This window comes from Synechococcus sp. CCY 9618, from assembly GCF_019038415.1.
Classification (GTDB): domain Bacteria; phylum Cyanobacteriota; class Cyanobacteriia; order PCC-6307; family Cyanobiaceae; genus Cyanobium.
In genome coordinates this window covers 70,306-96,224 of sequence record NZ_JAFKRG010000047.1, presented here as the reverse complement: position 1 = coordinate 96,224, position 25,919 = coordinate 70,306, and the positions used below count along the sequence as shown (strand labels likewise).

Here is a 25,919-nt window from a genome sequence, read left to right as displayed (position 1 = left end):
CTGCGACTCCGTGCGCGCTTGCGTGACTGCCGTCTCCTCCACCCGATTCAGTCCTCTCCTGCGCTGGATGGGCATCACGCTGGTGGTGCTGCTGGCTCTGCAGCTGGCTGCGGTCCTCTCCCTCTGGGAGTGGCAGGAAGAGGCCTTTCGCCAGCTGGTGGTGGAGCGGCTGATCAGCCAGTCCCCGATGGCTCTGATCGGCCTGCTGCTCATGTACCTCTCCTCCCGTCTGGAAGACCCGGCCGAGGCGCGCACGCCCGTGCTCTGGACGGTCTGCATCATCAGTGGTCTGCTGGCCGTGTTGCTCACCGCTTCCCTGCCGATCGCCTTCGGCGGCGACCAGGTGATGCAGCAGCAGAGTGATCAGCAGCTTGCCACCAAGCGCGGTCAGCTGGAGATGGCCCGTCAGCAGAGCAAGGATCCGGCCCTGCTTCAGCAGCTCATCCAGCAGGCCGAGGCCACCGGCCAAGTGCCTCCCGGCGCCACCGATGCCCAGAAGACCCAGTCCGCCAGGGCCTTCGTCGACCGTCAGCTGGACCAGCTCGAAACCCAGTACAAACAGACCGAACAGACCAGCAAGGTCAGTCTCAACCAGCGCCGTTTCGGTGGATCCCTCGGCGCGGTGGTGCTGATCGTGGCCTTCACCATCCTTTGTCTCGGCAGCGTGCTGTAAGGCCTCCTCGGATCGTTACCGTTAGGGTCCCGCCCCCACGGACCCCATCCATTGGTCCCATCCAGTCCCAGTTCCGATCAGCCCCTGGGCAACCGCCTCCAGCAGGATCTCAAGAACGACCTGATCGCCGGTCTGCTGGTGGTCATTCCTCTGGCGACCACCATCTGGCTGGCCACCACGGTCAGCCGCTTCGTGCTGGCCTTCCTCACCTCGATCCCCAAGCAGTTCAACCCGTTCAACACCCTCAACCCCCTCCTTCAGGATCTGATCAATCTGGGGGTGGGTCTGCTGGTGCCGCTGCTGGGCATCCTGCTCATCGGTCTGATGGCCCGCAACATCGTCGGCCGCTGGCTGCTGGAATTCGGGGAGGGCACCCTGCTGCGCATCCCTCTGGCGGGGTCCGTCTACAAGACCCTCAAGCAGCTGCTGGAAACCTTCCTGCAGGGCAGTTCCTCCCGGTTCCGCCGGGTGGTGCTGGTGGAATACCCCCGGGAAGGGCTCTATGCCGTCGGATTCGTCACCGGCGTGATCGGCACGGCCATCCAGGCCGATTTCAACGAGACCATGCTCAGCGTGTTCATCCCCACCGCCCCGAATCCCACCACCGGCTGGTATGCCGTGGTGCCCGAGCGTCTGGTGAAGGATCTCGACCTGAGCGTCGAGGATGCCTTCCGCACGATCATTTCCGCCGGCATCGTCAGCCCCGATGAGCGGGAACCCACCTCCAACCGCAGCTTCGCCGGCCTGCTGGCCCAGCTGCGCGCCCCCCAACCCTCCTGATGCAGAGTCGCACCCTCGCCCGTGAACTGGCCCTGCTGATGCTCGGCCAGGTGAGCGATCGCGGCAGCGCCGCCGCCGAAGCCCCCGGCGGCTCCTTCGACCTGCTGCTCCAGCAGGCGGCCACCAGCCTCAGCCAGCATGTGCGCGAGGCCCTCGACCGTTCCGCGGAAGACCTGCAGCAGGCCCAGCAGCAATTGCTCGACAGCGAGCTGCAGGATCAGGGCGAGAAGCAGCTGCCCCGTGTGCGTCGCCACCTGCAGGAGGGTCTCGCCCACGCCGAGCAGGCCCTGAACCGCCTGTCCGCCGGTCTGGAGCTGCCTCGCCTGCTGCTGCTCGCCGATCAGGACGCCGTGCGCCTCGATGCGATCGCCCGCACCCGGGCGGTGCTTCGGGACCGGCCGGGACTCGACGGCCGCATCGACGCGGTCATGGAGGGCTGGCGGCTCACCCGCTTGCCGCGGGTGGACCGGGACATCCTGCGGCTGGCGGTGGTGGATCTTGAGGAGTTCGCCACCCCGCCGGCCGTGGCCTGCAACGAAGCGGTGGAGCTCGCCAACCGCTACAGCGATGAACAGGGGCGGCGCATGATCAACGGGGTGCTGCGGCGCTTCACCGCCGCCCGGGTCTGAACAGGAACGCCATGGTCTTCGACTGGTTCAACAGAAAGGCGGCCGAGCCGGAGGCTCCCGGGCCAGCTCCCGATCCCGCCGCCGCCGAACCTGCCGAGCCGCAGGCCGAAGCTACCGAGCTGCAGAAGGAGGTCCCTCCCGCGCCGCCCACCCCTGTCGTCCCGGCCGGAGATGCCGTCGATGAGGACGCCCTGGCCTGGGCGCGCGCGGCCTACGCCCGGCTCAAGGCCCAGCAGGAGGAGGCCTTGAAGTCTCCGGTCCCGGAGCCCGAAGGCCCCCCGGCCGCCCCTTCTGTCGCCGACGCTGTCCCCTCGCCACCGGAGCCTGCGGCTCCGTCCCTGCTGGAGCAGGCTGCGGCCCAGCGCCGCCAGCGCCTCCAGGAGATCACCGCCCCCGCCGAGCCCCCGCCTGAGCCCGTCGCCGCTCCGGCCGCTGCCGAAGCGGGCGAGGGCGACAGGGCCGATCCCAGCCTGGGCGCCTTCGATGCCACCTTCACCTGGTCGGCGGAGGTGCTGGCCGCCCAGGGGCGCCGGGTGGAGGAGGTCTCCCTGGAGGAGATCGACTGGCTGGGGCGGCTGCGGCAGGGCCTGGAGAAGACGCGGAAGGGCTTCGTCACCCAGCTGCTGGAGAACCTGGGCGACGATCCCCTCACCCCGGCGGTGCTGGACGATCTGGAGTCCACCCTGCTGCGCGCCGATGTGGGAGTGAAGGCCACCGACCAGGTGCTGGAGGCCCTGCGGCGCCGGCTCAACGAGGAGGTGGTGGATCCGGCCGAAGGGCTCCGGTTCCTCAAGGAGCAGCTGTGCGGACTGCTGGAGGAGCCGATCCGTTCCGGTGGGACGTCCCTGCTGGCCCCCCAGCGCGACCGGCTCAACGTGTGGCTGCTCGTCGGTGTGAACGGGGTCGGCAAGACCACCACCCTGGGCAAGCTCGCCAACCTGGCGGTGCGCAGCGGCTACAGCTGTCTGATCGCCGCCGCCGACACCTTCCGGGCCGCGGCGGTGCAGCAGGTGAGCGTCTGGGGGGAGCGCAGCGGGGTGGCGGTGGTCGCCAATCCCAGCGCCAACGCCGACCCCGCCGCGGTGGTCTATGACGCCATCGGCGCCGCCCGCTCCAAGGGCACCGAACTGGTGCTGGTCGACACGGCCGGCCGGCTGCAGACCAAGCACAACCTGATGGAGGAGCTCGGCAAGGTGCGGCGCACCATCGACAAGCTGGCGCCGGAGGCGGTGGTGGAATCCCTGCTGGTGCTCGACGCCAGCCAGGGCCAGAACGGCCTGCGCCAGGCCATGGCCTTCGCCAGTGCAGCCGGTCTCACCGGGGTGGTGCTCACCAAACTCGACGGCAGCGCCCGCGGCGGCGTCGCCCTGGCGGTGGCCTCGGAGGCGGGTCTGCCGATCCGTTTCATCGGAGCCGGTGAGGGCATCCGCGACCTGCGGCCCTTCAACAGTTTCGAGTTCGTGGAGGCCCTGCTGGCCAGCTGACCCCATCCCGGTGAGCGCTCACCCCACCGCTGAACCCTCAACACCCGCAGACATTGCTACCTTGCGGATCCTTTGCGGCCGCTCGGTGAGCAGCCAGCCGCCTCCGCAGTCCCTTCCCACCACCTCTGCTGCCCCCTCGGGTCCGGCCCTGTCCGTCACGGCATCGTTGCGCCAGTTGCTCGACAGCCTGGGACGGGAGCAGCGCCGCAACCAGGAGCTGCTGGCGTCTCTGGCCTTCGCCCTGCGCAGCTACACCAACCTCAAGCGATTCCTCGAGCTGGTGCCCCTGGTGGCCTCCCGCCTGGTGGAGGGCGATGGGAGTCTGCTGGTGGTCTTCCACCCGGACGGCCGGCTCTGGCGCGAGCAGCTGCAGGCCACCACCTGTGAGCGCTGCGCCGAGGCGCTGCGGCAGCTCGCCGCCCTTCCCGACGACCATCTCCGCAACCAGGCCGGCGACGAGGCCGTCGCGGCGCTGCTGGATCCCCTGATCCAGCGCCTTCTGGGGACCAGCCAGCTCGTTTCCACCTCGGTGGTGGCCCGCAGCCGCCAGCGGGGCCGGTTGTACGTCTTCAGCGGCCGGCGGGGCTACAGCTGGAGCGAGGTGCGTCGCCGGCACCTCCAGCTGGTGGCCGACCTCACCGGCGTGGCGCTGGAGAACGAGCTGCTGCAGCAGGACAGGCGCCGCCACGAGCGGCTCGACCGCCAGCTGAGCATCGGCGCGGAGGTCCAGTCCCAGCTGCTGCCCGACCACTGCCCCGTGATCGAGGGTGTGGAGCTCGCGGCCCTCTGCCGTCCGGCTTTCCAGGTGGGCGGTGACTACTACGACTTCATCCCGACCCGGCCCCAGCTGACCGGCCACCGGCGCGAGCAGGCCCCCTGGGCCCTGGTGATGGGTGATGTGATGGGCAAGGGGGTGCCGGCCGGGCTGCTGATGACCCTGCTGCGGGGCATGCTGCGGGCCGAGGTGCTCAGCGGCCTGCCGCCGGACCGCATCCTCCACGACCTGAACCAGCTGGCCCAGGAGGACCTGGCCCATTCCCACCGTTTCGTCACCCTCTTCTATTCCGACTACGACCCCCGCACCCGGTTGCTGCGCTACGCCAACGCGGCCCACAACCCGCCCCTGCTCTGGCGCCGGCAGAGCGGCCGGGTGGACCGGCTCGACACCCCCGGCCTGCTGATCGGTCTGCAGAGCGAGGCCGACTATGGCTGCGGTGAGCTGCAGCTGGAACCGGGCGACGTAATCCTGTACTACACCGACGGGGTGACCGAGGCCAGCGGCTTCAGCGGCGAGCGCTTCGACGAGGAACGGCTGGTGCGGGCCTTTCACGGTGCCTGCAAGGCGGCCCTGGATGCCCAGACCATTCTCGATCGTCTGTTCGGCCGCCTGGACCGGTTCGTCGGCAGTGATCGCCGTCTGGAGGACGATGCCTCGATGGTGGTGCTGAAGGTGCGGGATGGGGTGGTGCTGCCCAGCCTGCCCAGCGCGCCACCGGCGGGCCCGGTGTCCCCCGCCTGAGACGGGTGGCAAGCTGAGGGGCTGCCCGGAATCCCGTATGGCCGTTGACCCCTCCCCTTCCACCTGGAGCGATCGCTTCGAGCAGGGTCTGCATCCGGCGATCGAACGGTTCAATGCCTCGATCGGCTTCGACATCGCCCTGCTCCAGGAGGATCTGGACGGCTCCATCGCCCATGCCCGCATGCTGGGCTGCTGCGGGGTGATCACGACGGCGGAGGCGGAACGGCTGATCGAGGGGCTCGAGGCCATCCGGGTGGAGGCCGCCGCCGGGAGCTTCAACCCCGGCATCGAGGCGGAGGATGTCCATTTCGCCGTCGAACGGCGGCTGATCGAGCTGCTCGGCCCCCTCGGCAAGAAGCTGCACACCGGCCGCAGCCGCAACGACCAGGTGGGCACCGATCTGCGTCTGTGGCTGCGCCGCCGCATCGACGCCGTCGACGCAGGCCTGGTGCGGTTCGAGCGGGCCCTGCTGGCCCAGGCCGAGGCCCACGCCGACACCCTCATCCCCGGCTACACCCACCTGCAGCGGGCCCAGCCGGTCTGTCTGGCCCACCATCTGCTGGCCTACGTGGAGATGGCCGAACGGGACCGGCAGCGGCTGGCTGATGTGCGTCGCCGCGTCAACATCTGCCCCCTGGGAGCGGCCGCCCTGGCGGGAACGTCCGTACCCATCGATCGGCGCCAGACCGCGGCGGAGCTGGGCTTCGAGGCGATCTACGCCAACAGCCTCGATGCGGTGAGCGACCGGGACTTCACGGTCGAGGCCATGGCGGCCCTGTCCCTGGTGATGGTGCATCTCAGCCGCCTGGCGGAGGAGGTGATCCTCTGGGCCAGTGAGGAGTTCGCGTTCGTGGGACTCACCGACCGCTGCGCCACCGGCAGCAGCCTGATGCCTCAGAAGAAGAATCCCGATGTCCCCGAGCTGGTGCGCGGCAAGAGCGGCCGGGTGTTCGGCCACCTGATGGGGCTGCTGACCATGATCAAGGGGCTGCCCCTTGCCTACAACAAGGACTTCCAGGAAGACAAGGAGGCCCTGTTCGATGGGGTGCGCACCTGCCTGGATTGTCTTGAGGCGATGGCCGTGCTGTTCGAGGAGGGGCTTGTGTTCCGGCCGGCCCGGCTGGAGGCGGCCGTGGCGGCGGATTACTCCAATGCCACCGATGTGGCCGACTACCTGGTGGCCCGGGGCGTGCCGTTCCGGGAGGCGTACCAGCTGGTGGGCGGCCTGGTGAAGGCCTGCCTGCGGGAGCAGCGGCTGCTGGCGGAGCTGCCGCTGGAGCGCTGGCAGGAGCTGCATCCCTCTTTCGAAGCCGACATCCACGCGGCGATCGCCCCGCGGCAGGTGGTGGCGGCCCGGCGCAGCGAGGGCGGCACCGGATTCGACAGGGTGGCCGAGGCGCTGCAACGGGCCCGGGGCCGCCTCGGGGGTGCCACCGCTGCCCCGCTGCATGAATGAGGCGGGACGGGAGAATCGGGCGTCTCGGTCTAATCTTGGATCGTCGTAGGCGCCTGCGCGCCCCCTCGGTCCCCCCTCATCGGTCAGTGAGTATTTTCGTCGGCAATCTTCCCTTCCGTGCTGAGCAGGAAGACGTGGCTGAGCTGTTCGCCCCTTTCGGAGACGTGGTCAACTGTTCCCTGCCTCTGGAGCGGGACACCGGCCGCAAGCGGGGCTTCGCCTTCGTTGAGATGGTCGATGCCGACACGGAGACCCGCGCCATCGATGCCCTCCAGGGTGCCGAGTTGATGGGCCGCCCCCTGAGGATCAACAAGGCCGAGCCCCGCAGCGGCGGTGGCGGTGGTGCCCCCCGTCGGGGCGGCGGCTACGGGGGTGGCGGCGGCGGCTATGGCGGTGGTGGTGGTGGTGGTGGTGGCGGTGGTTACGGGGCCGATCGCGGCTCCGGTTCCAGGGGCTGGGAGGACCGCAGCTACGGCGGCGCCGCCGCCGCTCCCGATTCCTTTGAGGCGGGTCGGGCACGGCGCCGCCGCAGCGGTGGTGGCGGCGATTACGGCGGTGCAGAGGGCTGAGGGAGCGCCCCCTCAAAGCTCCCTCAGAGCCTCCCTCAGAGCCCCCGCTCCTCCAGCTGGAGGGCCGCGGCCTCCAGCAGTTCCGGACCGGCCCCGGCCTGAGAGGCTTCCCGGGTCAGCCAGCCCCGCCAGTGGCGCGCCCCGCCGACCCCTTCGACCACCTGAACCAGGTGCCGGGCGATAGGCCACAGCCGCCCTCCGGCGGCGCACCAGCGCTCTGCGTGGGGAACCAGGCCCCTGGCCACGGTCGAGGCCCGCGCTTCCGTGTCGCTCGGGTCCGCGAAGATCCGGTGGTCCACCCCGGTCCAGCGCAGGGGATGGGCATAGGCGGCCCGGCCCACCATCACCCCGTCGGCCCAGGTCAGCTGCTCCTGGCAGGGCCCCAGTTCCTCCAGTCCGCCGTTGAGTTCGATCCGCAGGTCGGGGCGATCCTGCTTGAGTCGCTGCACCAGATCCCAGCGCAGGGGGGGCACCGTGCGGTTCTGCTTCGGATCCAGGCCCTTCAGCCAGGCCTTGCGGGCATGGACGGCAAAGCGCCCGGCGCCGGCTGAGGCCACCGTGTCCACGAAGGCCAGCAACTCCCCGTAGGAGTCCCGCGCATCAATGCCGATGCGGTGCTTCACCGTCACCGGCAGCGGCGTGGCCGCCGCCATGGCCGCCACGCAGCGGGCCACCTGATCCGGCTCCGCCATCAGGCAGGCGCCGAAGCGGCCCTGCTGCACCTTCTCGCTGGGGCAGCCCACGTTCAGGTTGATCTCGTCGTAGCCCCGGTCGGTGCCCATCCGGGCGGCTTGTGCCAGCAGCTCCGGGTCGTCCCCCCCCAGTTGCAGGGCCAGGGGCCGCTCGATCGGATCGAAGCCGAGCAGGCGTTCGAGCCGCTGCTGCCGCTCCCCCATCCGGGAGACGCCGCCGTCCCGGGCGATGTGGTGCAGGGCCCGGGCCACCACCATCTCGGAGTAGAGCAGGCAGTGCCGGCTGATCTGCCGCATCAGCACCCGGAAGTGCCGATCGGTGCAGTCCAGCATGGGCGCCACACTGAAGCGGTAGTTGTGCTCCATCGCCCCATGCTGCCCAGCCGTGTCTCCGTCGTGGTGGTGGGAGGCGGCCCGGCGGGCTTCATGGCCGCCATCACGGCGGCGACGGCCGACTCCGCGGGCTCCCGCGCCGGGGAGGTGCTGCTGCTGGAGGCGACGCCCGAACCGCTGCACAAGGTGCTGATCAGCGGCGGCGGTCGCTGCAACGTCACCCATGCCTGCTGGGATCCGCGGCTGCTGGCCGACCATTACCCGCGGGGGGGCCGGGCCCTGCGCGGACCCTTCTCCCGTTTCGCTGCCGGCGACACGGTGGCCTGGTTCGAGGCCCATGGGCTCGAGCTGGTGGAAGAGCCCGACGGGCGGATGTTTCCCCGCTCCAACCGTTCCACGTCGGTGGTGGACACCCTGCGCCAGGCGGCGCTGGCCGCCGGGGTGCGGGTGCAGACGGCCCAGGCGGGCCAGGCCGCGGAAGCCCTGGCCGGGGGCGGCTTCCGGCTGCGGCTGCGCTCGGGGGCCGAGGTGCAGGCGGAGCGTCTCGTGCTGGCGACGGGGAGCCATCCCAGTGGCCACCGCATCGCCACCTCCCTGGGCCACGGGCTGGTGGCGCCGGTGCCTTCCCTGTTCAGCCTCACCCTGGCGGAGCATCCCCTGGCGGGCCTGGCCGGAGTGGCCATGGATCCGGTTCAGCTGGAGCTTGTTCTGGCGCCCCTGGAGGGCGCGGCCACCCTTCCGCGGGAGGCGCCCCAGCGGCAGCGCGGGGCCGTGCTGATCACCCACTGGGGGCTGAGTGGCCCGGCCACCCTGCGGCTCACCGCCTTTGCGGCCCGGGTCCTGCGTCAACGCAGCTACCGCGCCGAGCTGCGGGTCGACTGGACCGGGGGACGGCGCCCGGCGGACCTTGAGGAGCTCTTCTCGGCGGCACGGCGCGAGCAGGCGCGCCGGCAGATGGGCAACTGGCGCCCCTGGCCCGACCTCAGCCGACGGCTCTGGCTGCACCTGCTGGACCGGCACGGTGTGGACGCCTCCCTGCGCTGGGCCGATCTAACCCGGCGCGGTGAGCTTGCCCTGATCAGCGCCCTGCGCGACAGCCGCTATCCGGTCGCCGGTCGCGGGCCCTTCGGAGAGGAGTTCGTGACCGCCGGTGGCGTTCCCCTCTCCGAAGTCAATCTGGCCACGATGGAGAGCCGCCTTCAGCCAGGTCTGTTCCTCGTCGGTGAGCTGCTGGATGTCGACGGAGTGACCGGCGGGTTCAACTTCCAGCACTGTTGGAGTTCCGGATGGCTGGCGGGTAAGGCCCTCGCCGCTCAGCGGATGTGTTCGTAGATGGAGAACATGGGCAGGTACATGGCCAGCAGCACCGAACCCACGATGATGCCCACGAGCACGATCATCGCCGGTTCCAGCATGGAGGTCAGGGCCTTGACCATGGTGGTGACTTCGTCTTCGTAGAAATCAGCGACCTTGGAGAGCATGGCGTCCATCTCGCCGGTCTCCTCGCCGATGGCGAGCATGTTCACGCACATCTCCGGAAAGACATTCTTCATGCGAAGAGCGGCACTGAGAGGCAAGCCTTCACTCACTTCATTCTTGGAGGAGATAATGGCGTCGGCGATCACCGAATTGGTGGCCGTTTCCCTCACGATCTCAAGCGACAGAAGGATCGGAACTCCTGCTTTGGACAGGGAGCTCAGCGTTCGGCAGAACTGGGCGCTGGACGTCTTTTCAATCAATTCCCCGAACAGGGGAAGCTTGAGCATCATGCCGTCGATCTGGCGGCGGCCGATGGGTGTGTTGTAGGTCGCGACCACCCAGAAGGCAAAGGCCACCAGCACCCCCAGCAGGATCAGGGCCCGCCAGGAGCGCAGGAAATCGCTCAGGCCCAGCATCATCCGTGTGAACAGCGGCAATTCCGCACCCAGCTGGGAGAAGACGCCGGAGAAGGTCGGGATCAGGAAGATGGTCATGCCGAGGAAGACCGCGATCGCGATCAACAGCACGGTGACCGGGTAGCTCATGGCCCCCTTGATCTGGTTCTGGAGCTTGGCATTGTCCTCCAGAAGTTTGGCCAGTCGCTTGAGCGTCTCGTCGAGCACACCGCCGGCTTCGCCCGCTTCCACCATGGCGATGCTGAGGTTGTCGAACACCTTCGGCCAGCGGCGCATGGAGTTGCCGAGGCTGTCCCCCTGGTTGACGTCCTGGGTCATCCCCTCCAGGGCGTTGCGCAGCTTCTTGGAGCGCTGCTGCATCCGCATCAGATCGAGGCTGCGCAGGATGGGCACCCCCGCATCCACAAGGGCGGAGAGCTTGTTGGCGAAGAGGGCCTTGTCACGGACTGTGACCGGGCCCTCCAGCAGGTCGGCCAGGCCGGCGAAGGAGGAACCGGATTTCTTCGCCGCCCCCTGGGCGAGCTTGGGGGTTTCCTTGCGCACCACGGTGTTCGCCAGGATGCCCCGCCGGCGCAGCTCCCGCCTCGCCAGGGAAGGGCTGTCGGCGTTCAGCGTCATTTCCCGGCGCTGGCCGGACCTTGTGGTGTAGGTGACGACGAAGGCGGTCATCGCTGGGGAGCTGCTGGGACGGGGGTGAAGGAAAGGCCGGAACGATCAGCGGTCGAGCAGCCGGATCAGCTCCTCGGGCTTGGTGGTTTTCTGCAGAGCCTCTTCGCGGGACACCTTGCCGGCTTCGACCAGATTGGCCAGGGCCCGATCGAGGGTCTGCATTCCCTGGTTGGCGCCGGTCTGGATCTGGGAGTAGAGCTGGGAGCTCTTGCCCTCCCGGATCAGGTTGGCGATGGCGGGGGTGTTGATCATGATTTCCTGCGCCATCACCCGGCCGAAGGCCCCGTTGGTGGGCTGGATGTTCTTGCAGAGGGTCTGGGAGAAGACGGCCAGCAGGCTGCCGCTCAGCTGCACCCGGATCTGGGTCTGCTGGCCGGCCGGGAAGACGTCCACCATCCGGTCGACCGTCTGGGAGGCGGAACTGGTGTGCAGGGTGCCGAACACCAGGTGACCGGTCTCCGCCGCCGTGATCGCCAGCTGGATGGTTTCCAGGTCGCGCAGCTCACCCACCAGGATCACGTCAGGGTCCTCCCGCAGGGCCGCCCGCAGGGCATTGGCGAAGCTGCGCGTGTCCTCGTTGAGTTCCCGTTGGTGGATGATCGACTTCACATTCTTGTAAGTGAACTCGATCGGGTCCTCGATCGTGAGGATGTGCTCCGAGCGGGTGGCATTGATGTGTTCGATCAGAGCGGCCAGGGTGGTGGTCTTGCCGGAGCCCGTGGGCCCTGTCACCAGCACCAGCCCCTTGGGCTTGCCGCTGATCTCCTCGACGATCGGCGGGAGACCCAGCTTGTCGAGGCTGGGGATCGCGTTGCCCAGGGCCCGCAGGCAGGCGGCGTAGGTGCCTCGCTGGCGATAGACGTTGATCCGGAACCGGGCCACGCCCTTGAGGCCGTAGGCACAGTCGAGTTCCCAGTTCTGTTCCAGATTCTTCCTCTGCGCATTATTGAGCAGGGAGAAGATCAGTTTATTGCAACTCTCCTCGGTGAGTTTGGTGTCCGCGATGATCGGCCGCAGTTTGCCGCTGAAACGGCCGTAGGGGGGGTCGCCGGCGGAAAGATGCAGATCGCTGCCCCCTTCCCTGACCAGCACCTGCATCAGATCTTCAATGAGAAGGTCCATTCCGCTCAGTTACGAACGCTCAGACAGTAGGGACATTCGAGCCATTCGTCCTCAAGTCCGGCGCCGCAGCTGCGGCAGGTGAGGGTGCTCAGGGCCCGGGCCCGGCGCTCCGACTCCAGGCCCGTGTCGGTGAGGAGCATCCGCTCAACCTCCTCGAGGGTGGTGAGCCCCTGGCGCACGAGATCGAGGCCGTACCCCAGCAGCGTCTTCATTCCGGACTCCAGGGCCAGACGCCGGAGTTCCTCGGTGGTGGCCCGCTTGGCCACCGCAGAGGAGAGGTTTTCATTCATGCGCAGGATTTCGTACACCCCCACCCGGCCGGCATAGCCCCGACCCTGGCAGGCGCTGCAGCAGCCCTCCGAGCCGGGAAGCACGGTGTTGGAGCGATAGAAGGTGATGTCGCTCTCATCGGTGGCCACCAGGCCGAACCGGGCCAGGTCGCCGGGATTGGGGTGGTAGGCCACCCGGCATTCGCTGCAGAGGCGCCGCAGCAGACGCTGGGACACGACCCCCAGAAGCGAGGCGCTCACCAGGAAGGGCTCCATGCCCATCTCATCGAGTCGGGCGAAGGCGCTGGCCGCGTCGTTGCAGTGCAGGGTGGTGAGCACCAGGTGGCCGGTGAGGGCCGCCTCGATGGCGGTGCGGGCGGTTTCCAGGTCGCGGGTCTCGCCCACCAGCAGCACGTCCGGGTCCTGGCGCATGAAGGCCCGCAGGGCGGAGCTGAAGTCGTAGCCCTTCTCCCGGTTCACCTGGGTCTGGGTGATGCCCTGGAGGGTGTACTCGATCGGATCCTCCACCGTGGAGATGTTGATCGAGGGGTCGTTGCGCTCCGACAGCAGGGCGTACAGGGTGGTCGACTTGCCGGAGCCCGTCGGTCCGGTGACCAGGATCATCCCGAAGGGTTTCGAGCCGATGTCCCTCAGGGTCGACCGGGCGTCCACGTCGGTGATCAGGCTGTCCAGCCCGAGCTGGGTGGCGCCGCTGTCGAGCAGCCGGAGGACCACCTTCTCCCCATAGCGGCCGGGCAGGGTGCTGACCCGGAAATCCATGGTGCGCCCGCGGAAGTTGCGGCGGATCCTGCCGTCCTGGGGCATCCGCCGCTCGGCGATGTCCAGGTCGGCCATGATCTTGAACCGCGATGTCACCGCAGGGATGAGTGTGCGAGGCAGCTTGTCGATGCTGCGCAGCACGCCGTCCTGGCGGAAACGGATCAGCAGACCGTCCTCCTGGGGCTCCACGTGGACGTCGCTGGCGCCGGTGGTCAGCGACTCGATGAGGATGCGGTCCACCAGGCTCATCACCGGCGAGATCCCTTCGCCGGAACTGGAGGCTTCCAGGTCTTCGGTTTCAGGTGTCCGCTGGTTCTGGACGGTTGAGGCCTGACCCAGATCGAGATCGCGAAACAGGGACGTGTGCTCCGCCCCGGTGACCTGAGGACGCTGGGTGAGGCTTTCGGATTGCATCGACGGAGGAGATCGGGAGCGAAGCCGGGGGAGGAGGTGCGGGCTTCCGCCGCTTGTGAAGAGGCCTCCTGGCCATTCAACATAACGGGATCTGACATCCCTGCCAGAACGCATGACCGGCGAAACCACCCCTGCCCACGAGGAACGGATCGATCCCCAGGAGGGCGCGGTCGACGCGGCTCAGGCGGAGTCGCTCTTCAAGGATCTTCAGGACAAGGCGGGCGGAGACACTGATCAGGACACATCCGCCCAGGATTCCGGCCCCGCCGATCCCCCTGAAGCGGCGTCCCCGGCGGATCGCCCCACCGAGACCAGCGTCGTGCCGGCCGAACGCATCGCGCAACTCGAGTCCGAACTGGCTTCCCTGCGCAGCGAGAACGAGTCGCTCAAGAGCCAGTACATGCGCATCGCGGCTGATTTCGACAACTTCCGCAAACGCCAGAGCCGGGACCAGGACGACCAGCGGCTGCACATCACCTGCACCACCCTCACCGAGATCCTGCCGGTGGTCGACAACTTCGACCGGGCCCGGCAGCAGCTCAGCCCCCAGAGCGAGGAGGCCCAGAGCCTGCACCGCAGTTACCAGAACCTCTACAAGCAACTGGTCGACGTGTTCAAGCAACTGGGTGTTTCACCGATGCGGGTGGAAGGGGAACCCTTCGATCCCAAACTTCACGAGGCCGTTCTGCGGGAACCCAGTGACGATCACCCCGAGGACGTGGTGATCGAGGAATTGCAGCGGGGCTATCACCTTGATGGCCGCGTCCTGCGCCACGCCCTGGTCAAGGTGTCCATGGGTCCGGGCCCGACAGGTGAGGCCCATGGCTCCGAATCCGCGGCTCCTCCCGCCGGTGGGCAGGCCGGCTGATGGCGGATTACTACGACCTGCTCGGCGTCTCCCGGGATGTGGATGCCGACAGCCTCAAGAAGGCCTACCGGCGTCTGGCCCGTCAGTACCACCCCGACGTCAACAAGGAGCCAGGGGCTGAGGACCGCTTCAAGGAGATCGGGCGTGCCTACGAGGTGCTCAGCGACCCCCAGACCCGGTCCCGCTACGACCAGTTCGGTGAGGCCGGACTGGGCGGTGGTGGCGGTATGCCCGATATGGGCGACATGGGGGGCTTCGCTGACCTCTTCGAGACCTTCTTCAGCGGCTTCGGTGGTTCCGGCGGTGGCGCACCTGCTGGGGCGCGGCGGCGGGGGCCGCGCCAGGGCGACGACCTGCGTCTGGATCTCACCATCAGCTTCAGCGAGGCCGTCTTCGGTACCGAGAAGGATGTCCAGATCCGCCATCTCGAGACCTGCACCACCTGCAGCGGCTCCGGCGCCAAGGCCGGCAGCGGCCCCACCGGCTGCGGCACCTGCGGTGGGGCCGGCCAGGTGCGTCGGGCCACCCGCACCCCCTTCGGCAGCTTCACCCAGGTGGCACCCTGCCCCACCTGCGAGGGGAGCGGCCAGGTGATCGCCGATCCCTGCTCCGCCTGTGGCGGCCAGGGCCTGCAGCAGGTGCGCAAGAAACTGCGGATCAACATTCCTGCCGGCGTCGACACGGGCACCCGGCTGCGGGTCGGTCAGGAGGGCAATGCCGGCCAGCGGGGCGGCCCAGCCGGCGACCTGTACGTCTTCCTGACCGCCCAGTCCCATCCCCACCTGCGCCGCGACGGGGTGACGATGCACTCCGAGGTGCCGCTCAACTACCTCCAGGCGATCCTGGGCGACACCATTGAGGTGGAGACGGTCGACGGGCACGAGCAGCTGGAGATTCCCGCCGGCACCCAGCCGGGAGCGGTGATCACCCTCCAGGGCAAGGGTGTGCCGCGGCTGGGCAACCCGGTGGCCCGGGGCAACCACCAGTTCACCATCAAGGTCCAGCTGCCCACCAAGCTCAACGGCGAGGAACGGGAGCTGCTGGAGCAGCTGGCCGGCCACCACACCCGCAAGGGGCAGCGCCACCATCACAAGAGTGGCCTGTTCGGCGGCCTGTTCGGTTGACCGTGACCACGGCGCTCGATCTGCGCGGCACCCCCTGCCCGCTCAATTTCATCCGGGCCCGCCTGGCCCTCGAGAAGCTGCCGCCAGGGGCCTGCCTGCAGATCGACCTCGACCAGGGTGAACCGCAGGAGACGGTGGCGGACGGATTGCGCTTTGAAGGTCATGCCGTGGAGCTGGTGGAGCCGTCGCCGTTCGGCGACGGTGCTGGGGTGAGGCTTCTGGTGCGCCGGGATGGGACCTGAGCTTCTGCCGGGTCGGGTGGTGGCCCTGCAGGCCAACTTCTGCCTGGTGAGCCTCGATGGCGATGCCCTCCTGGGAGCGGCGGTGCGCCTGCTCTGCACCCGCCGCAGCCGGCTCGACAAAAGTGGCCAGCAGGTGTGCGTGGGCGACCGGGTGGCGGTGGGGGCCATCGACTGGGGCGCCCGCCGGGGCGCTGTTGTGGGCCTCGAGCCCCGCCACAACCTGCTGCCGCGGCCTGCGGTGGCCAACGTCAGCCGGGTCGTGGTGGTGGTGGCGCTGGCGGAACCGCGCCTGGATCCGCTGCAGCTGACCCGGTTCCTGATCACCGCCGAGGCCACCGGCCAGCCGGTGCAGGTGGTGCTGAGCAAGGCCGATCTGCTTCCGGCTGGCGAGGTGCGGGACTGGTGCCGGCGGCTGGAGGGCTGGGGCTATGGCGCGACGGCCGTCTCCACCCGCAACGGCGAAGGCCTCGAGGCCCTGCGCCAGCAGCTCCACCAACCAGGCATCGCCGTCCTCTGCGGCCCCTCCGGAGTGGGCAAGAGCAGCCTGCTCAACGCCCTGGCGCCCTCCCTGGAGCTGCGGGTCGCGACCGTCTCCGGACGTCTGCGCCGGGGACGCCACACCACCCGCCATGTGGAACTGTTTGCCCTGGCGCCAGGGGCCCTGGTGGCCGATTCCCCCGGCTTCAACACCCCGTCCCTGCCCTCCGACCCCCAGACCCTGGCGGCGGCGTTCCCGGAATTGCAGGCGCGGCTGAGCACCACCCCCTGCCGCTTCGCCAACTGCCGCCATCAGGACGATCCGGGCTGTTCCATGGGTGACAGCTGGGACCGCCGGGCACTGTTCGCTCGCTGTCTGGAGGAGGTGGAGGCCCTGGCAGGGGCGGCGGCTCGCTCGGGCAGGGCCGGCCAGGGGGGCCGGGGCCTGCGTCAGCGGGGCGACCGGCTCGAACCGCTGCTCGATCCCCAGCTGCGACGATCCTCCCGCCGCAGCCGCCGCCAGGCGGAGGCCCAGGACCTGCCGGGAGCGGATCCGGAGCTCAGTTCCCCAGACCTGGAAGGTTGAGGTCCAGGCCTCCGGTGAGGGATTCCATCCGCTCGCGCATGGTGGTGGTGGAGACCTCGTAGGCCTTGGTGAGGGCGGCCAGCACCGCGGCCTCGACAGCTTCGGCCGGCTCGCTCAGCAGTTCCGGGCTCAGCTCCACCCGCAGGGGCTGCTGGTTGCCTGACAGCCAGACGCTGGCCCGGCCCTCGGGGTCGCTGCCCTGGAGCTCCATCGCATCGAGCTCCTCCTGGAGCTTCTGGGCGTCCTGCTGGATCTGCTGGGCCTTGCGGAAGGCCTCGGTCAGCTGTCCGAAGTTGGGAAGTCCGAAGCCGGCCATGCCAGGGAATTACGGGTGGAGGCAGGTTAGAACCCCAGCCGTTTGACTTCCGGGTGCAGCCGCACCCCCCGGGCTTCCAGCACCCGCTGCTGCACGAGCCGGATCAGGGCGTCGATGTCGGTGGCCGTGGCGGCGCCTGTGTTGACGATGAAATTGGCATGGATCGGCGACACCTGGGCCTGGCCGATGCTCAGCCCCTTGAGGCCCAGTGCTTCGATCAGCTGGCCGGCCTTGAGGGGCTCCGGGTTGCGGAACACGCTGCCGCAGCTGGGTTGCTGGTAGGGCTGGGTGCTGGTGCGGCTGTGCAGGTTGGCGCTGGTGCGGGCGGCGACGCTGGCCGGGTCGTGGCCCGTCTCCAGCCGGAACCGGGCCGAGAGCACCAGCAGCGGTTCTTCCTGCAGGCGGCTGTGGCGGTAGGCGAAGGCCAGATCGGCGGCGGCCAGGACGAAGGGGACCTCTGGCCTGCGGGGATCCAGCACCCGCACCGAGTGCAGCCACTCGGCGGTGCAGCCCCCCTGGGCGCCCGCGTTCATGACGACCGCCCCGCCCACCGTGCCGGGGATGCCCACCGCCCACTCCAGGCCGTGCAGGCCGCTTCGGGCGGCCTTGCGGGCCAGGGTGGGAATCGGTTCGCCGGCCTCCGCCTCCACCCAGCCCTCGTTCGGATCCAGGCGGCTGCCCTGAAGGCGGCGGCTGCAGAGGGTGAGGCCGGTGAGGCCGGCATCGGCGATCAGAAGGTTGGAGCCGGCCCCGATGCAGCGGTACGGCACCCCACCGGCCACCGCCCAGGCGGCGTGGGCGATCAGTTCCTCCTGGTCAGCGGGTTCGGCGAACCATTCGGACGCTCCACCCACCTTCCAGGTGGTGTAGTCCCCCAGGAGCACCGATCGCATCGGTTCGTGGCAGGCGGGCGGGACCATCCCCCCTCAGGCCACCAGCACCGAAGGCTTACCGGGCTCGTCCAGGGCCCCCAGCCGGTCCCAGAGGCTGTTGACGTCGCCCGCCCCCATGGCGAGCACCAGGTCCCCGGGGCCGGTGACACGGGCCACCAGCTCGGCCAGAGCCTCCATGCTGTCGGCCACCTCCACCGGGAGATCGGGGTCGATGGACCGCAGCGCCTCGGCGAGGGCCGGGCTGGAGATCCCCGCCAGGGGGGCCTCGCCGGCGGCATAGAGGGGGGCCAGCAGCACGGCATCGGCCCGGCTCAGGGCGGCGGCGAAGTCCTCCAGGAACTGGGCGGTGCGGGTGTAGCGGTGGGGCTGGAACACCGCCACCAGGCGCCGCGGCACGAGGGGCAGGGGGCTGCGGCCGCTGTCCACCATCAGACGGGCCATGGCCAGGGTGGCGGCCACCTCACTGGGATGGTGGGCGTAGTCATCGACGATTGCCCGGTCCTGCCAGAGACCGCGGCAGTCGAAGCGGCGTCCAGGCGGCCGCAACCCTGCCACCGCCTGCCGCAGAGCCTGGAGGGGCACGCCCTCCAGCCGACAGGCCGCCACCGCCGCCAGGGTGTTGCTGAGGTTGTGGCGGCCGGGCAGGGGCACCTCGATGGCACCCAGCGCCACCCCCTGCTCGAAGTAGGTGGCCAGGGTGCCGTCACCCCGCTCCTCCAGGGGGATGGCGGCGAAGTCCGCTCCCTCCAGGCTGCAGGTGGACCACCAGCTCGTGGCCTGGAAGTGGTTCCGCAGCACCGGGCAGTCCCGGTTGGCCAGCAGGGTCGTGCAGCCTGCGGCGAAACGTTGCAGGGTGGCCACCAGGGAGGCGAGGTCCGGGTAGTGATCGGTGTGGTCGAGTTCGATGTTGGTGAGCAGGCCCAGGTGAGGGCGGAATTTCACCAGCGAGCCGTCCGATTCGTCGGCTTCCGCCACCAGCAGACGGCCATGGCCCTGGCGCCCATTGCTGCCGAAGGCCGGCACGATGCCTCCGATCACGGCGGTGGGGTCCTCACGGACCGCCTCCAGCAGCGTGGCGATGAGGGTGCTGGTGGTGGTCTTGCCGTGACTGCCGGCCACGGCGATCGAGGGCTGGGCGTTGATCAGGGCCGCCAGCACATCCGAGCGATGCACCACCGGCAGCCCCCGCCGTCGGGCTTCGGCCAGCTCCGGATTGCTGGCGGGGACCGCTGAGCTGATCACCACAAGGGGCGGCAGGTCGTCGCTGGAGCCCTCCCCGCCGGTGGCGGCCAGCACCGCGTCGATGGTGGCCGCGGTCTGCTCCTGGAAGATGCGCACTCCGACGCCCCGGAGGCGTTCCAGCACCGGGCCGGGACGGGGATCGGAGCCACTCACCGCGAAGCCCCTCTGCGCCAGGATCCCTGCAAGGGCGGACATGCCGATGCCCCCGGCTCCGATGAAGTGGAGCGGCTGACGGCGATCGAGCTTCGGGATCAAGGGGGACTCCAGGCCACGCCGAAAATAACGGCAGATCCCCCCTCCCCCCCTTACGAGATACTGCGCTTTGCCGACCGTCCGATCCGGGCCCTGGGGCTGCAGGAAAGGGCCGGAACCCCATTTCTGTATGATCGGCAGCCAAAATCCTCCCTTGCTAGCGGGTTTCACCGCTTTCTGCCATGACCTTGCGCGTTGCGATCAATGGATTTGGCCGAATCGGTCGGAACTTCATGCGTTGCTGGCTCAGCCGCGGTGAGAACACAGGCATCGAAGTGGTGGGTCTGAATGACACCTCCGATCCGAAGACCAACGCGCACCTGCTTCAGTACGACACGATGCTGGGCCACATCCGCAACGCGGAAGTGAGCTACACCGACGACACGATCGTGGTGAATGGCAAGCCGATCAAGTGCTTCTCTGATCGCAATCCCCTCAACCTTCCCTGGAAAGAGTGGGGCGTTGATCTGGTGATCGAAGCCACTGGTGTGTTCATCGATGAAAAAGGAGCCGGTAAGCACATCGAAGCCGGAGCGAAGAAGGTCCTGATCACCGCCCCCGGCAAGGGTGAGGGCGTCGGCACGTTCGTGGTGGGCGTCAACGCGGATCAGTACCGCCACGATGACTACGCGATCATCAGCAACGCCAGCTGCACCACCAACTGCCTGGCTCCGTTGGTGAAGGTGCTCGACCAGGCCTTCGGCATCGTCAAGGGCACCATGACCACGACCCACAGCTACACCGGCGACCAGCGGATCCTCGATGCCAGCCATCGCGACCTGCGCCGGGCCAGGGCTGCGGCCGTCAATATTGTGCCCACCTCCACCGGTGCCGCCAAGGCGGTCGCCCTGGTGTATCCACCCATGAAGGGCAAACTCAACGGCATCGCCCTGCGGGTGCCCACTCCCAACGTGTCGGTGGTGGATCTGGTGATCGAGGTGAGCCGCAGCACCACCAAGGAAGAGGTCAACGCCACCCTCAAGGCCGCGTCGGAGAACGGCATGAAGGGGATCATCAAGTACTGCGATCTGCCCCTGGTCTCCACCGACCACGCCGGCACCGACGAGTCGGCGATCGTTGATGCCGATCTCACCCTGGTGATGGGCGACAACATGGTCAAGGTGATCTCCTGGTACGACAACGAGTGGGGCTACAGCCAGCGCGTCGTCGACCTTGCCGAAGTGGTGGCCCGCAACTGGAAGTGAGCCCGGGCGTCTGATCCCACCCTGGCAGGGTCCTCCCGGTGGGGAGGCATCAGCCGAAATGGCGGAAGGCCCCACCCGGGGGGCGGATCGCTCCCCCGTCGGTTGACCACAGCAGCGGCCCTGCCGGCTGGGGTGGCGTCAGCCGGCCGATCGGGCGGACTCCCTCCAGCCGCTCCACCAGGCCCTCCGCCCAGGTGGGCTCCAGAGCCAGCACCAGTTCGAAATCCTCGCCCCCCCACAGGCACCACGCCGTTCCTGCGGCCAGGCCGTCCAGCTCCGGGGCCAGGGGCAACCGTTCCGGATCCAGCAGGGCCGTGCAGCCGCTGGCCACCGCCAGACAGGCCGCTGCCTCGGCCAGGCCATCGCTGCTGTCGCAGCCGGCCACCCGCCAGGGCAGGGCCGACGGTCGGCTGGCGGTCAGGGCCGTCACAGCATCGAAGCGGGGACGCGGTCGCCGGTGGGCGGCGACGGCACGACTCCGGGCGTCCTGGGAGATGGTCGGCAGGGCCTCCTGCCGCAGCAGGGCAAGGCCCAGGCGGCTGAGCCCGTGGACGCCGGTGCAGACCAGGAGATCACCCGGGCGCCCGTCACCGCGGCGGATCGGCCCGCCGCGGCCGCTTTCGAGCCGGCCGAGGGCCGTGATCGCCAGCAGCCGCTGGCTGCCGCCGCTGCAATCTCCCCCCAGGAGCACACCCCCATGGGCCGCCACCAGCGCGGCCATGCCGGCATAGGCCTCCTCCACCCAGCTCCAGGGGGTGTGGCCCGGAGCCACCAGCCCCACGGTGATGCCCAGGGTCCCCTGGCAGCCCATGGCGGCCAGATCGGAGAGGTTGGCGGCGGCGGCCCGCCAGCCCACGTCCGTGGCGCCGGTGGTGGCATCGCTGAAATGCACGTCCTCCACCAGCACGTCGGTGTTGACCACCAGCAGGGAGCCGCCCGGCTGCATCGATCCTGAGGCGTTCAGCGTCAGAAGGGCTGCGTCATCACTGAACTGGCCCGCAGGGGCGAAGGCGCCGAGGCGCCGGATCAGTTCGGCCTCCCCCAGCTCCGCCAGGGTGGGCCCTTCAGGCATGGGGGCGCAGGTTGTCGGCGCCCTCGATCACCGTGGCGGAGACGATGCCGTCATCGGCGGTGAGCTCCTCCAGCACGTCCAGGCCGTCCACCACATAGCCGAAGGCGGCGTAGCGGCCGTCGATCAGGTTGAGGCCGGCGGGGGTGAGTTCGGGTTCGAACAGGAACAGGAAAAACTGGGAGGAGCCGTCGCCCAGGGCCTTGTCGGAATGGGCCCAGCCCAGGGTTCCCTTGCTGGCGAAGGGCAGCACCGGTTCAGCCTTGAACAGGCCCAGGTCCTCGAAGGTCTGGTTGTAGAAGGGGGCCTCCTCTCCCGGAACCATGATCTCGAGGGGCACGGTGCGTTCCTGCTTCGTGACCGGATCGATGAAGCCCGCGTCCGGGCCCCTGGGATCGCCGGTCTGCAGCACATAGAAGTCCTCGGCCCGGTCGAAGCTCAGGCCGTCGTAGAAGCCCCGCTGCACCAGATCCACGAAGGCGCCGGCGGTCAGGGGCGCGTTGTAGCCATCCACCACGGCGATCAGGTCTCCCCTGGTGGTGCTCAGACGCACCGTGGCCCGGCCCAGCAGCCGGGGCAGGGCATCGAATTCGGCCGGGATCGTGAAGGGGAAGGGACCCACCAGCAGGGCTTCGGCCCGGCCGATGTCGGCCAGGGCCTCCCGGCGGGCGGCCAGGAAAGGATCCCGGTTCTGGCTCTCGGCAGCGGCCGCCAGATCCTGGAGGTGCAGCTCCGTGTCGGCCAGCAGGGCCTCGGCCCTGGGGCGGTCGACGGAATCGAAGCTGGCCAGGATCCGCTCCCGGCTGCTGCCCAGCAGGGACTGGGAACGGCGCACCGAGCCGGTCAGGCTGTTCCAGCGCTTGGCGCGCAGATCGTCGCTGGTGTCCTCCAGGCGGTGCTGCAGCTTCTGAAGGTCTCCCTGTTCCATGGGCAGGGCGTTGCGCAGCAGGGCGCTGGGATCGCTGACGGCGTTGCCCTGGGGCAGGTAGGCCCAGGCGGCGGGGACCGCCAGCAGCAGGGTGAGCGCCAGGGCCACGGCGACCCCCCCCAGCGGGCGGGCCGCCGTGGTGGTGAACCCGATACGCCAGCGTCCCCGGTCCATGCTTCCCCTGTGACTGCCTGGACTTTGGCACAACCCGCCCGGGGCTCACCCCGCCGCTGTCCCGGGAAGGGCCGGTAGCCAGACGTACAATCCCCCGATCCGATCCGCCGGAATGATCTCCAGCAACGACTTTCGTACCGGCACCACGATCGAACTGGATGGCCAGGTCTGGCGTGTCGTTGAGTTTCTGCACGTCAAGCCCGGCAAGGGGTCGGCGTTCGTGCGCACCAAGCTCAAGGGCGTGCAGAGCGGCAACGTGGTGGAGAAGACCTTCCGCGCCGGGGAGACCATGCCCCAGGCCCTGCTGGAGAAGTCGACGCTGCAGCACACCTACATGGAAGCCGAGGATTATGTCTTCATGGACATGGCCTCCTACGAGGAGACACGGCTCACCGCCAAGCAGATCGGCGACGGCCGCAAGTACCTCAAGGAAGGCATGGAGGTGAGCGTGGTCTCCTGGAACGGCAAGCCCCTGGAGGTGGAGCTGCCTAATTCCGTGGTGCTCGAAGTCACCCAGACCGACCCCGGCGTGAAGGGCGACACCGCCACCGGCGGCACCAAGCCCGCCATCGTCGAGACCGGGGCCCAGGTGATGGTGCCGCTGTTCATCACCATCGGCGAGAAGATCAAGGTCGACACCCGCACCGACAGCTATCTGGGCCGGGAGTCCTGACCGCCATGCAGCTCGACCACGACCAACTGCGCGAGTTGCTGGCCCTGCTCGGGGACAGCGACATCCAGGAGCTCCGTCTCGAGGGGGACGACTTCCGGCTGGAGGTGCGCCGCAATCTGCCATCGGCCGCACCGGCCACCGTGTTCCTTGAGCCGCCTGCCGCGCCGCCCCCGCCGGCGGCCTCGGCAGGAAGCGGTGCCCCGCCGTCGCCGTCACCCCCGCCCCCGCCGGCGGCCTCCGTGCGCAGCGACCTCCAGGCGCTGACGGCGCCCATGGTGGGCACGTTCTATCGGTCCTCGGCCCCTGGGGAGGCCCCCTTCGTGCAGGTGGGCAGCCGCATCACCGCCGGCCAGCCGGTCTGCATCCTGGAGGCGATGAAGCTGATGAACGAGCTCGAATCGGAGGTCAGCGGCGAGGTGGTGGAGATCCTTGTGGAAAACGGGACTCCGGTGGAGTTCGGCCAGGTGCTGATGCGCATCAAGCCCGCCTAACCCAGTTCCCAGGCGGTGCGGATCGCGGCCGCCATGCTGGCGGCCCTGGCCACCCCCCGGCCCGCGATCCCGAAGGCGGTGCCGTGGTCGGGGGAGGTGCGCAGGAAGGGGAGCCCCAGGGTGGTGTTGACGGCGGCGTCGAAGGCCAGCAGCTTCACCGGGATCAGTCCCTGGTCGTGGTACAGGGCCAGATAGCCGTCCGGCCCCGGGCCGTCGCCTCGCCAGGCCGCCGCCGCGTCCAACCAGCAGGTGTCGGGTGGGACGGGCCCCTCCAGGCGCACCTCCGGATGCAGCCCCCGCCAGCGCTCGAGGGCGGGAATCAGCCAGTCCCTCTCCTCCCGACCCAGCTGGCCCTCCTCGCCTGCATGGGGATTGAGGCCCGCCACCACGAGGTGGGGCCGGGGGGTGAAGCGCCGGCAGAAGCTGAGCAGGTCATCCAGCCGGCGGCTCACCAGATCCGGCCCGAGCCGGCGGCTGACTTCGGCCAGGGGGATGTGGGTGGTGGCCAGGAGGGTGTTGAGCCGCCAGCCCTCCCCAGGGGCCACGGCGGTGAACAGCATGGCGGCGTCGGCGCTGCCGCAGAGCTCCGCCAGCCGTTCCGTCTGACCCGGGTAGGCATGGCCGGCGGCGTTCCAGCTGGCCTTGGCGATCGGCGCCGTCACCAGGGCGTCGGCCTCACCGTCGAGCACCAGCTCGACGGCCCGGGTGAGCCAGGTGAAGCTGGCGGCGCCGGCGGCGGGGCTGCTCACTCCGGGGCGGATCGGCTGCTCCAGCGGAACATCCACCAGGGCGAAGGCAGACGGGTCGGCCAGGGGGACGCCGCTGCACTCCTGCAGACGCCGGTGGCAGTCCCGAAGCCAGCGGCCGCAACCCACCAGCACCACCTCACGGCCAGGGGGCGGTGGCAGGGCCAGGGCCTTGAGGGTCACCTCCGCGCCGATGCCGGCGGGATCCCCCAGAGCGATGACAAGGCGGCCGGATGTAGTTTTCATGGCTCCAGGCGCTCAGAGAGTGGGTCCATGTTCCGGTTGCTGATCCTGGCTGTTCTTCTGATCGGAGGAGGCATCGCCTTCCGCAACCAGTGGATTGTGGTGAACTGGCAGAAGGCGGGTGACGACCTGGGCTTGCCGTCCCTGATCGATCAGTCGATCTTCGACTCCAAGAAGAAGTCCCCCACGCAGGACGGCAGACCCTCCCGGTAGGTGGGATAGAGCAGTCTGTAGCCCAGGCCCTCGCGCAGTCGCCGGCTGGAGGAGCGTCGGTTCTCGCCCCAGAAGCTGCGGGCCATGGCTCCCATGGTCGGGGCGATGTCCTCGTAGCGCTGCATCTCCGGCAGCCGGCAGCCCAGCAGATGGGCGGCCAGGCCGAGGATCTCGCTCGAGGGACAGGGACAGGCATCCGCCAGGATCAGAGTGTCGGGTCGTTCCGCGGACGCCAGGCTGATGCAGTGCAGCACCGCCCCGACGATGTCGTCGACGTGCACCCGGGAGAACACCTGGCCCGGCTTGTGGATCAGCCGTGCCGTGCCGTTGCGCAGGCTCAGCATCGGGTTGCGGCCGGGGCCGTAGATGGCCGGAAGCCGCAGCAGTTGCACCGGCAGGCCGCTGCGGCGCCAGGCCTCCTCGCAGGCCAGCCGGGCCCGGCTGCGTTCCAGCAGCGGCCGAGTGGGGGTGGTCTCGTCCACCCAGGCGCCGCCGGCATCGCCGTAGACCCCTGTGGTGGAGAGGTAGCCCACCCAGGCGGGAGCCAGGTTGCGCAACAAGGGCGTGAGGGCATCCACCGCCGGATCCCGGCCGCCGGCGTCGGGGGGAATGGTCACCAGCACGTGGGTGACGCCCGCCAGATCCGCCAGGGTGGGCAGCGCCCCACCCTCGGGATCGAAGCGCAGCCAGCCCGGGTCGTGGGCTTCGGGGGGGGGCTGCCGATGGGTGACCACCACGGGGACCCCGGCCGCCTCCAGGGTCAGGGCCAGGCGTCGGCCGGTGTAGCCCCCGCCCAGCACCAGCATCCGTCCGATGGCGGCGCGGGCCCCGGCCATCGCCGGATGAACGGGCGCGCCTGGATCGGGCGCGGGGTTGACAGATTCCATGGGCAT

26 protein-coding genes are annotated in these 25,919 nt (G+C 69.3%); 15 read left to right on the top strand and 11 right to left on the bottom strand.

The features are described from left to right. The first annotated feature begins 22 nt into the window (after nucleotides 1–22). The 7 genes from KUG41_RS11870 to KUG41_RS11840 all read left to right on the top strand — a co-directional run bounded on the left by KUG41_RS11870 (nucleotide 23) and on the right by KUG41_RS11840 (nucleotide 7,110). Nucleotides 23–673: an HpsJ family protein gene (locus KUG41_RS11870; RefSeq protein WP_216904334.1), complete on the top strand. Its 651-nt coding sequence runs from the start codon at nucleotides 23–25 to the stop codon at nucleotides 671–673. A 51-nt stretch (nucleotides 674–724) separates the two neighbouring features. After that, complete coding sequence (locus tag KUG41_RS11865; RefSeq protein ID WP_216904333.1) at nucleotides 725–1,453, top strand: DUF502 domain-containing protein; 729 nt, start codon at nucleotides 725–727, stop codon at nucleotides 1,451–1,453. Next, nucleotides 1,453–2,082 (top strand): transcription antitermination factor NusB, encoded by a 630-nt coding sequence (nusB, locus tag KUG41_RS11860; protein WP_216904331.1) that lies wholly within the window; start codon nucleotides 1,453–1,455, stop codon nucleotides 2,080–2,082. The genes KUG41_RS11865 and nusB overlap by 1 nt, the downstream gene beginning before the upstream one ends. Before the next feature lie 11 nt (nucleotides 2,083–2,093). Next, nucleotides 2,094–3,566, top strand: coding sequence for a signal recognition particle-docking protein FtsY (gene ftsY / locus KUG41_RS11855; RefSeq protein WP_216904330.1), 1,473 nt, complete (start codon nucleotides 2,094–2,096; stop codon nucleotides 3,564–3,566). Nucleotides 3,567–3,651: 85 nt separating this feature from the next. Next, a complete protein-coding gene (locus tag KUG41_RS11850) occupies nucleotides 3,652–5,085 on the top strand; it encodes a GAF domain-containing SpoIIE family protein phosphatase (protein WP_216904328.1) in 1,434 nt (477 codons plus the stop codon). 37 nt (nucleotides 5,086–5,122) lie between these two features. After that, nucleotides 5,123–6,541 (top strand): argininosuccinate lyase, encoded by a 1,419-nt coding sequence (gene argH, locus KUG41_RS11845; protein ID WP_216904327.1) that lies wholly within the window; start codon nucleotides 5,123–5,125, stop codon nucleotides 6,539–6,541. An 86-nt stretch (nucleotides 6,542–6,627) separates the two neighbouring features. Next, nucleotides 6,628–7,110: an RNA-binding protein gene (locus KUG41_RS11840; RefSeq protein WP_216904323.1), complete on the top strand. Its 483-nt coding sequence runs from the start codon at nucleotides 6,628–6,630 to the stop codon at nucleotides 7,108–7,110. 35 nt (nucleotides 7,111–7,145) lie between these two features. Here the strand turns inward: KUG41_RS11840 and dusA are convergent, their stop codons facing one another. Beyond that, nucleotides 7,146–8,168: a tRNA dihydrouridine(20/20a) synthase DusA gene (gene dusA / locus KUG41_RS11835; protein WP_216904321.1), complete on the bottom strand. Its 1,023-nt coding sequence runs from the start codon at nucleotides 8,166–8,168 to the stop codon at nucleotides 7,146–7,148. Nucleotides 8,169–8,174: 6 nt separating this feature from the next. Here dusA and KUG41_RS11830 point away from each other — a divergent pair, with 6 nt between their 5' ends. After that, on the top strand, nucleotides 8,175–9,467 hold the full coding sequence (locus KUG41_RS11830; RefSeq protein WP_216904319.1) for an NAD(P)/FAD-dependent oxidoreductase: 1,293 nt from the start codon (nucleotides 8,175–8,177) through the stop codon (nucleotides 9,465–9,467). Here the strand turns inward: KUG41_RS11830 and KUG41_RS11825 are convergent. Genes KUG41_RS11825 through KUG41_RS11815 form a run of 3 tightly spaced genes read right to left on the bottom strand, consistent with a single transcriptional unit; the run spans nucleotide 9,449 to nucleotide 13,284 of the window. Then, nucleotides 9,449–10,699, bottom strand: a complete 1,251-nt coding sequence (locus KUG41_RS11825) for a type II secretion system F family protein (protein WP_216904317.1) — start codon at nucleotides 10,697–10,699, stop codon at nucleotides 9,449–9,451. The two genes, KUG41_RS11830 and KUG41_RS11825, sit on opposite strands and share 19 nt — an antisense overlap. A gap of 45 nt (nucleotides 10,700–10,744) precedes the next feature. Further along, nucleotides 10,745–11,821, bottom strand: coding sequence for a type IV pilus twitching motility protein PilT (locus tag KUG41_RS11820; RefSeq protein WP_216904315.1), 1,077 nt, complete (start codon nucleotides 11,819–11,821; stop codon nucleotides 10,745–10,747). A 5-nt stretch (nucleotides 11,822–11,826) separates the two neighbouring features. Beyond that, the gene (locus tag KUG41_RS11815; RefSeq protein ID WP_216904314.1) at nucleotides 11,827–13,284 is read right to left on the bottom strand and encodes a GspE/PulE family protein; all 1,458 of its coding nucleotides are present in this window, start codon (nucleotides 13,282–13,284) and stop codon (nucleotides 11,827–11,829) included. 112 nt (nucleotides 13,285–13,396) lie between these two features. Here KUG41_RS11815 and grpE point away from each other — a divergent pair, with 112 nt between their 5' ends. From grpE to rsgA, 4 genes are read left to right on the top strand one after another with little or no spacing between them, the layout of a single operon-like run. After that, nucleotides 13,397–14,152, top strand: coding sequence for a nucleotide exchange factor GrpE (gene grpE, locus KUG41_RS11810; protein WP_216904312.1), 756 nt, complete (start codon nucleotides 13,397–13,399; stop codon nucleotides 14,150–14,152). Beyond that, a complete protein-coding gene (gene dnaJ / locus KUG41_RS11805) occupies nucleotides 14,152–15,276 on the top strand; it encodes a molecular chaperone DnaJ (protein WP_216904310.1) in 1,125 nt (374 codons plus the stop codon). Before grpE ends, dnaJ begins: the two co-directional genes overlap by 1 nt. Nucleotides 15,277–15,278: 2 nt before the next feature. Beyond that, entirely contained in the window at nucleotides 15,279–15,518 is a 240-nt protein-coding gene (locus KUG41_RS11800; protein WP_371734130.1) for a sulfurtransferase TusA family protein, read from the top strand. Next, nucleotides 15,508–16,581: a ribosome small subunit-dependent GTPase A gene (gene rsgA / locus KUG41_RS11795; protein ID WP_216904306.1), complete on the top strand. Its 1,074-nt coding sequence runs from the start codon at nucleotides 15,508–15,510 to the stop codon at nucleotides 16,579–16,581. Before KUG41_RS11800 ends, rsgA begins: the two co-directional genes overlap by 11 nt. Here the strand turns inward: rsgA and KUG41_RS11790 are convergent. The 3 genes from KUG41_RS11790 to murC are packed head-to-tail and all read right to left on the bottom strand — an operon-like array spanning nucleotide 16,556 to nucleotide 19,284. After that, a complete protein-coding gene (locus KUG41_RS11790) occupies nucleotides 16,556–16,897 on the bottom strand; it encodes a YbaB/EbfC family nucleoid-associated protein (protein ID WP_216904304.1) in 342 nt (113 codons plus the stop codon). The genes rsgA and KUG41_RS11790 overlap by 26 nt on opposite strands. Nucleotides 16,898–16,923: 26 nt before the next feature. Continuing rightward, nucleotides 16,924–17,817 (bottom strand): UDP-N-acetylmuramate dehydrogenase, encoded by an 894-nt coding sequence (gene murB / locus KUG41_RS11785; protein WP_216904303.1) that lies wholly within the window; start codon nucleotides 17,815–17,817, stop codon nucleotides 16,924–16,926. A gap of 6 nt (nucleotides 17,818–17,823) precedes the next feature. After that, the gene (gene murC, locus KUG41_RS11780; RefSeq protein ID WP_216904360.1) at nucleotides 17,824–19,284 is read right to left on the bottom strand and encodes a UDP-N-acetylmuramate--L-alanine ligase; all 1,461 of its coding nucleotides are present in this window, start codon (nucleotides 19,282–19,284) and stop codon (nucleotides 17,824–17,826) included. A gap of 182 nt (nucleotides 19,285–19,466) precedes the next feature. On the opposite strand from murC, the gene KUG41_RS11775 reads away from it, so the two are divergent. Continuing rightward, the gene (locus KUG41_RS11775; protein WP_216904301.1) at nucleotides 19,467–20,489 is read left to right on the top strand and encodes a type I glyceraldehyde-3-phosphate dehydrogenase; all 1,023 of its coding nucleotides are present in this window, start codon (nucleotides 19,467–19,469) and stop codon (nucleotides 20,487–20,489) included. A 49-nt stretch (nucleotides 20,490–20,538) separates the two neighbouring features. On the opposite strand, the gene thiL is transcribed toward KUG41_RS11775, so the two are convergent. Both thiL and KUG41_RS11765 read right to left on the bottom strand, forming a co-directional pair. After that, a complete protein-coding gene (thiL, locus tag KUG41_RS11770; protein WP_216904300.1) occupies nucleotides 20,539–21,561 on the bottom strand; it encodes a thiamine-phosphate kinase in 1,023 nt (340 codons plus the stop codon). Then, complete coding sequence (locus KUG41_RS11765) at nucleotides 21,554–22,660, bottom strand: peptidylprolyl isomerase (RefSeq protein WP_216904299.1); 1,107 nt, start codon at nucleotides 22,658–22,660, stop codon at nucleotides 21,554–21,556. Before KUG41_RS11765 ends, thiL begins: the two co-directional genes overlap by 8 nt. A 112-nt stretch (nucleotides 22,661–22,772) precedes the next feature. On the opposite strand from KUG41_RS11765, the gene efp reads away from it, so the two are divergent. After that, the gene (efp, locus tag KUG41_RS11760; protein ID WP_216904298.1) at nucleotides 22,773–23,333 is read left to right on the top strand and encodes an elongation factor P; all 561 of its coding nucleotides are present in this window, start codon (nucleotides 22,773–22,775) and stop codon (nucleotides 23,331–23,333) included. 5 nt (nucleotides 23,334–23,338) lie between these two features. Continuing rightward, nucleotides 23,339–23,824, top strand: coding sequence for an acetyl-CoA carboxylase biotin carboxyl carrier protein (gene accB, locus KUG41_RS11755; protein ID WP_216904297.1), 486 nt, complete (start codon nucleotides 23,339–23,341; stop codon nucleotides 23,822–23,824). Here the strand turns inward: accB and pdxA are convergent. Next, the gene (gene pdxA, locus KUG41_RS11750) at nucleotides 23,821–24,816 is read right to left on the bottom strand and encodes a 4-hydroxythreonine-4-phosphate dehydrogenase PdxA (protein WP_216904296.1); all 996 of its coding nucleotides are present in this window, start codon (nucleotides 24,814–24,816) and stop codon (nucleotides 23,821–23,823) included. The genes accB and pdxA overlap by 4 nt on opposite strands. A 149-nt stretch (nucleotides 24,817–24,965) precedes the next feature. Next, nucleotides 24,966–25,919 (bottom strand): SDR family NAD(P)-dependent oxidoreductase, encoded by a 954-nt coding sequence (locus tag KUG41_RS11745; RefSeq protein WP_216904294.1) that lies wholly within the window; start codon nucleotides 25,917–25,919, stop codon nucleotides 24,966–24,968.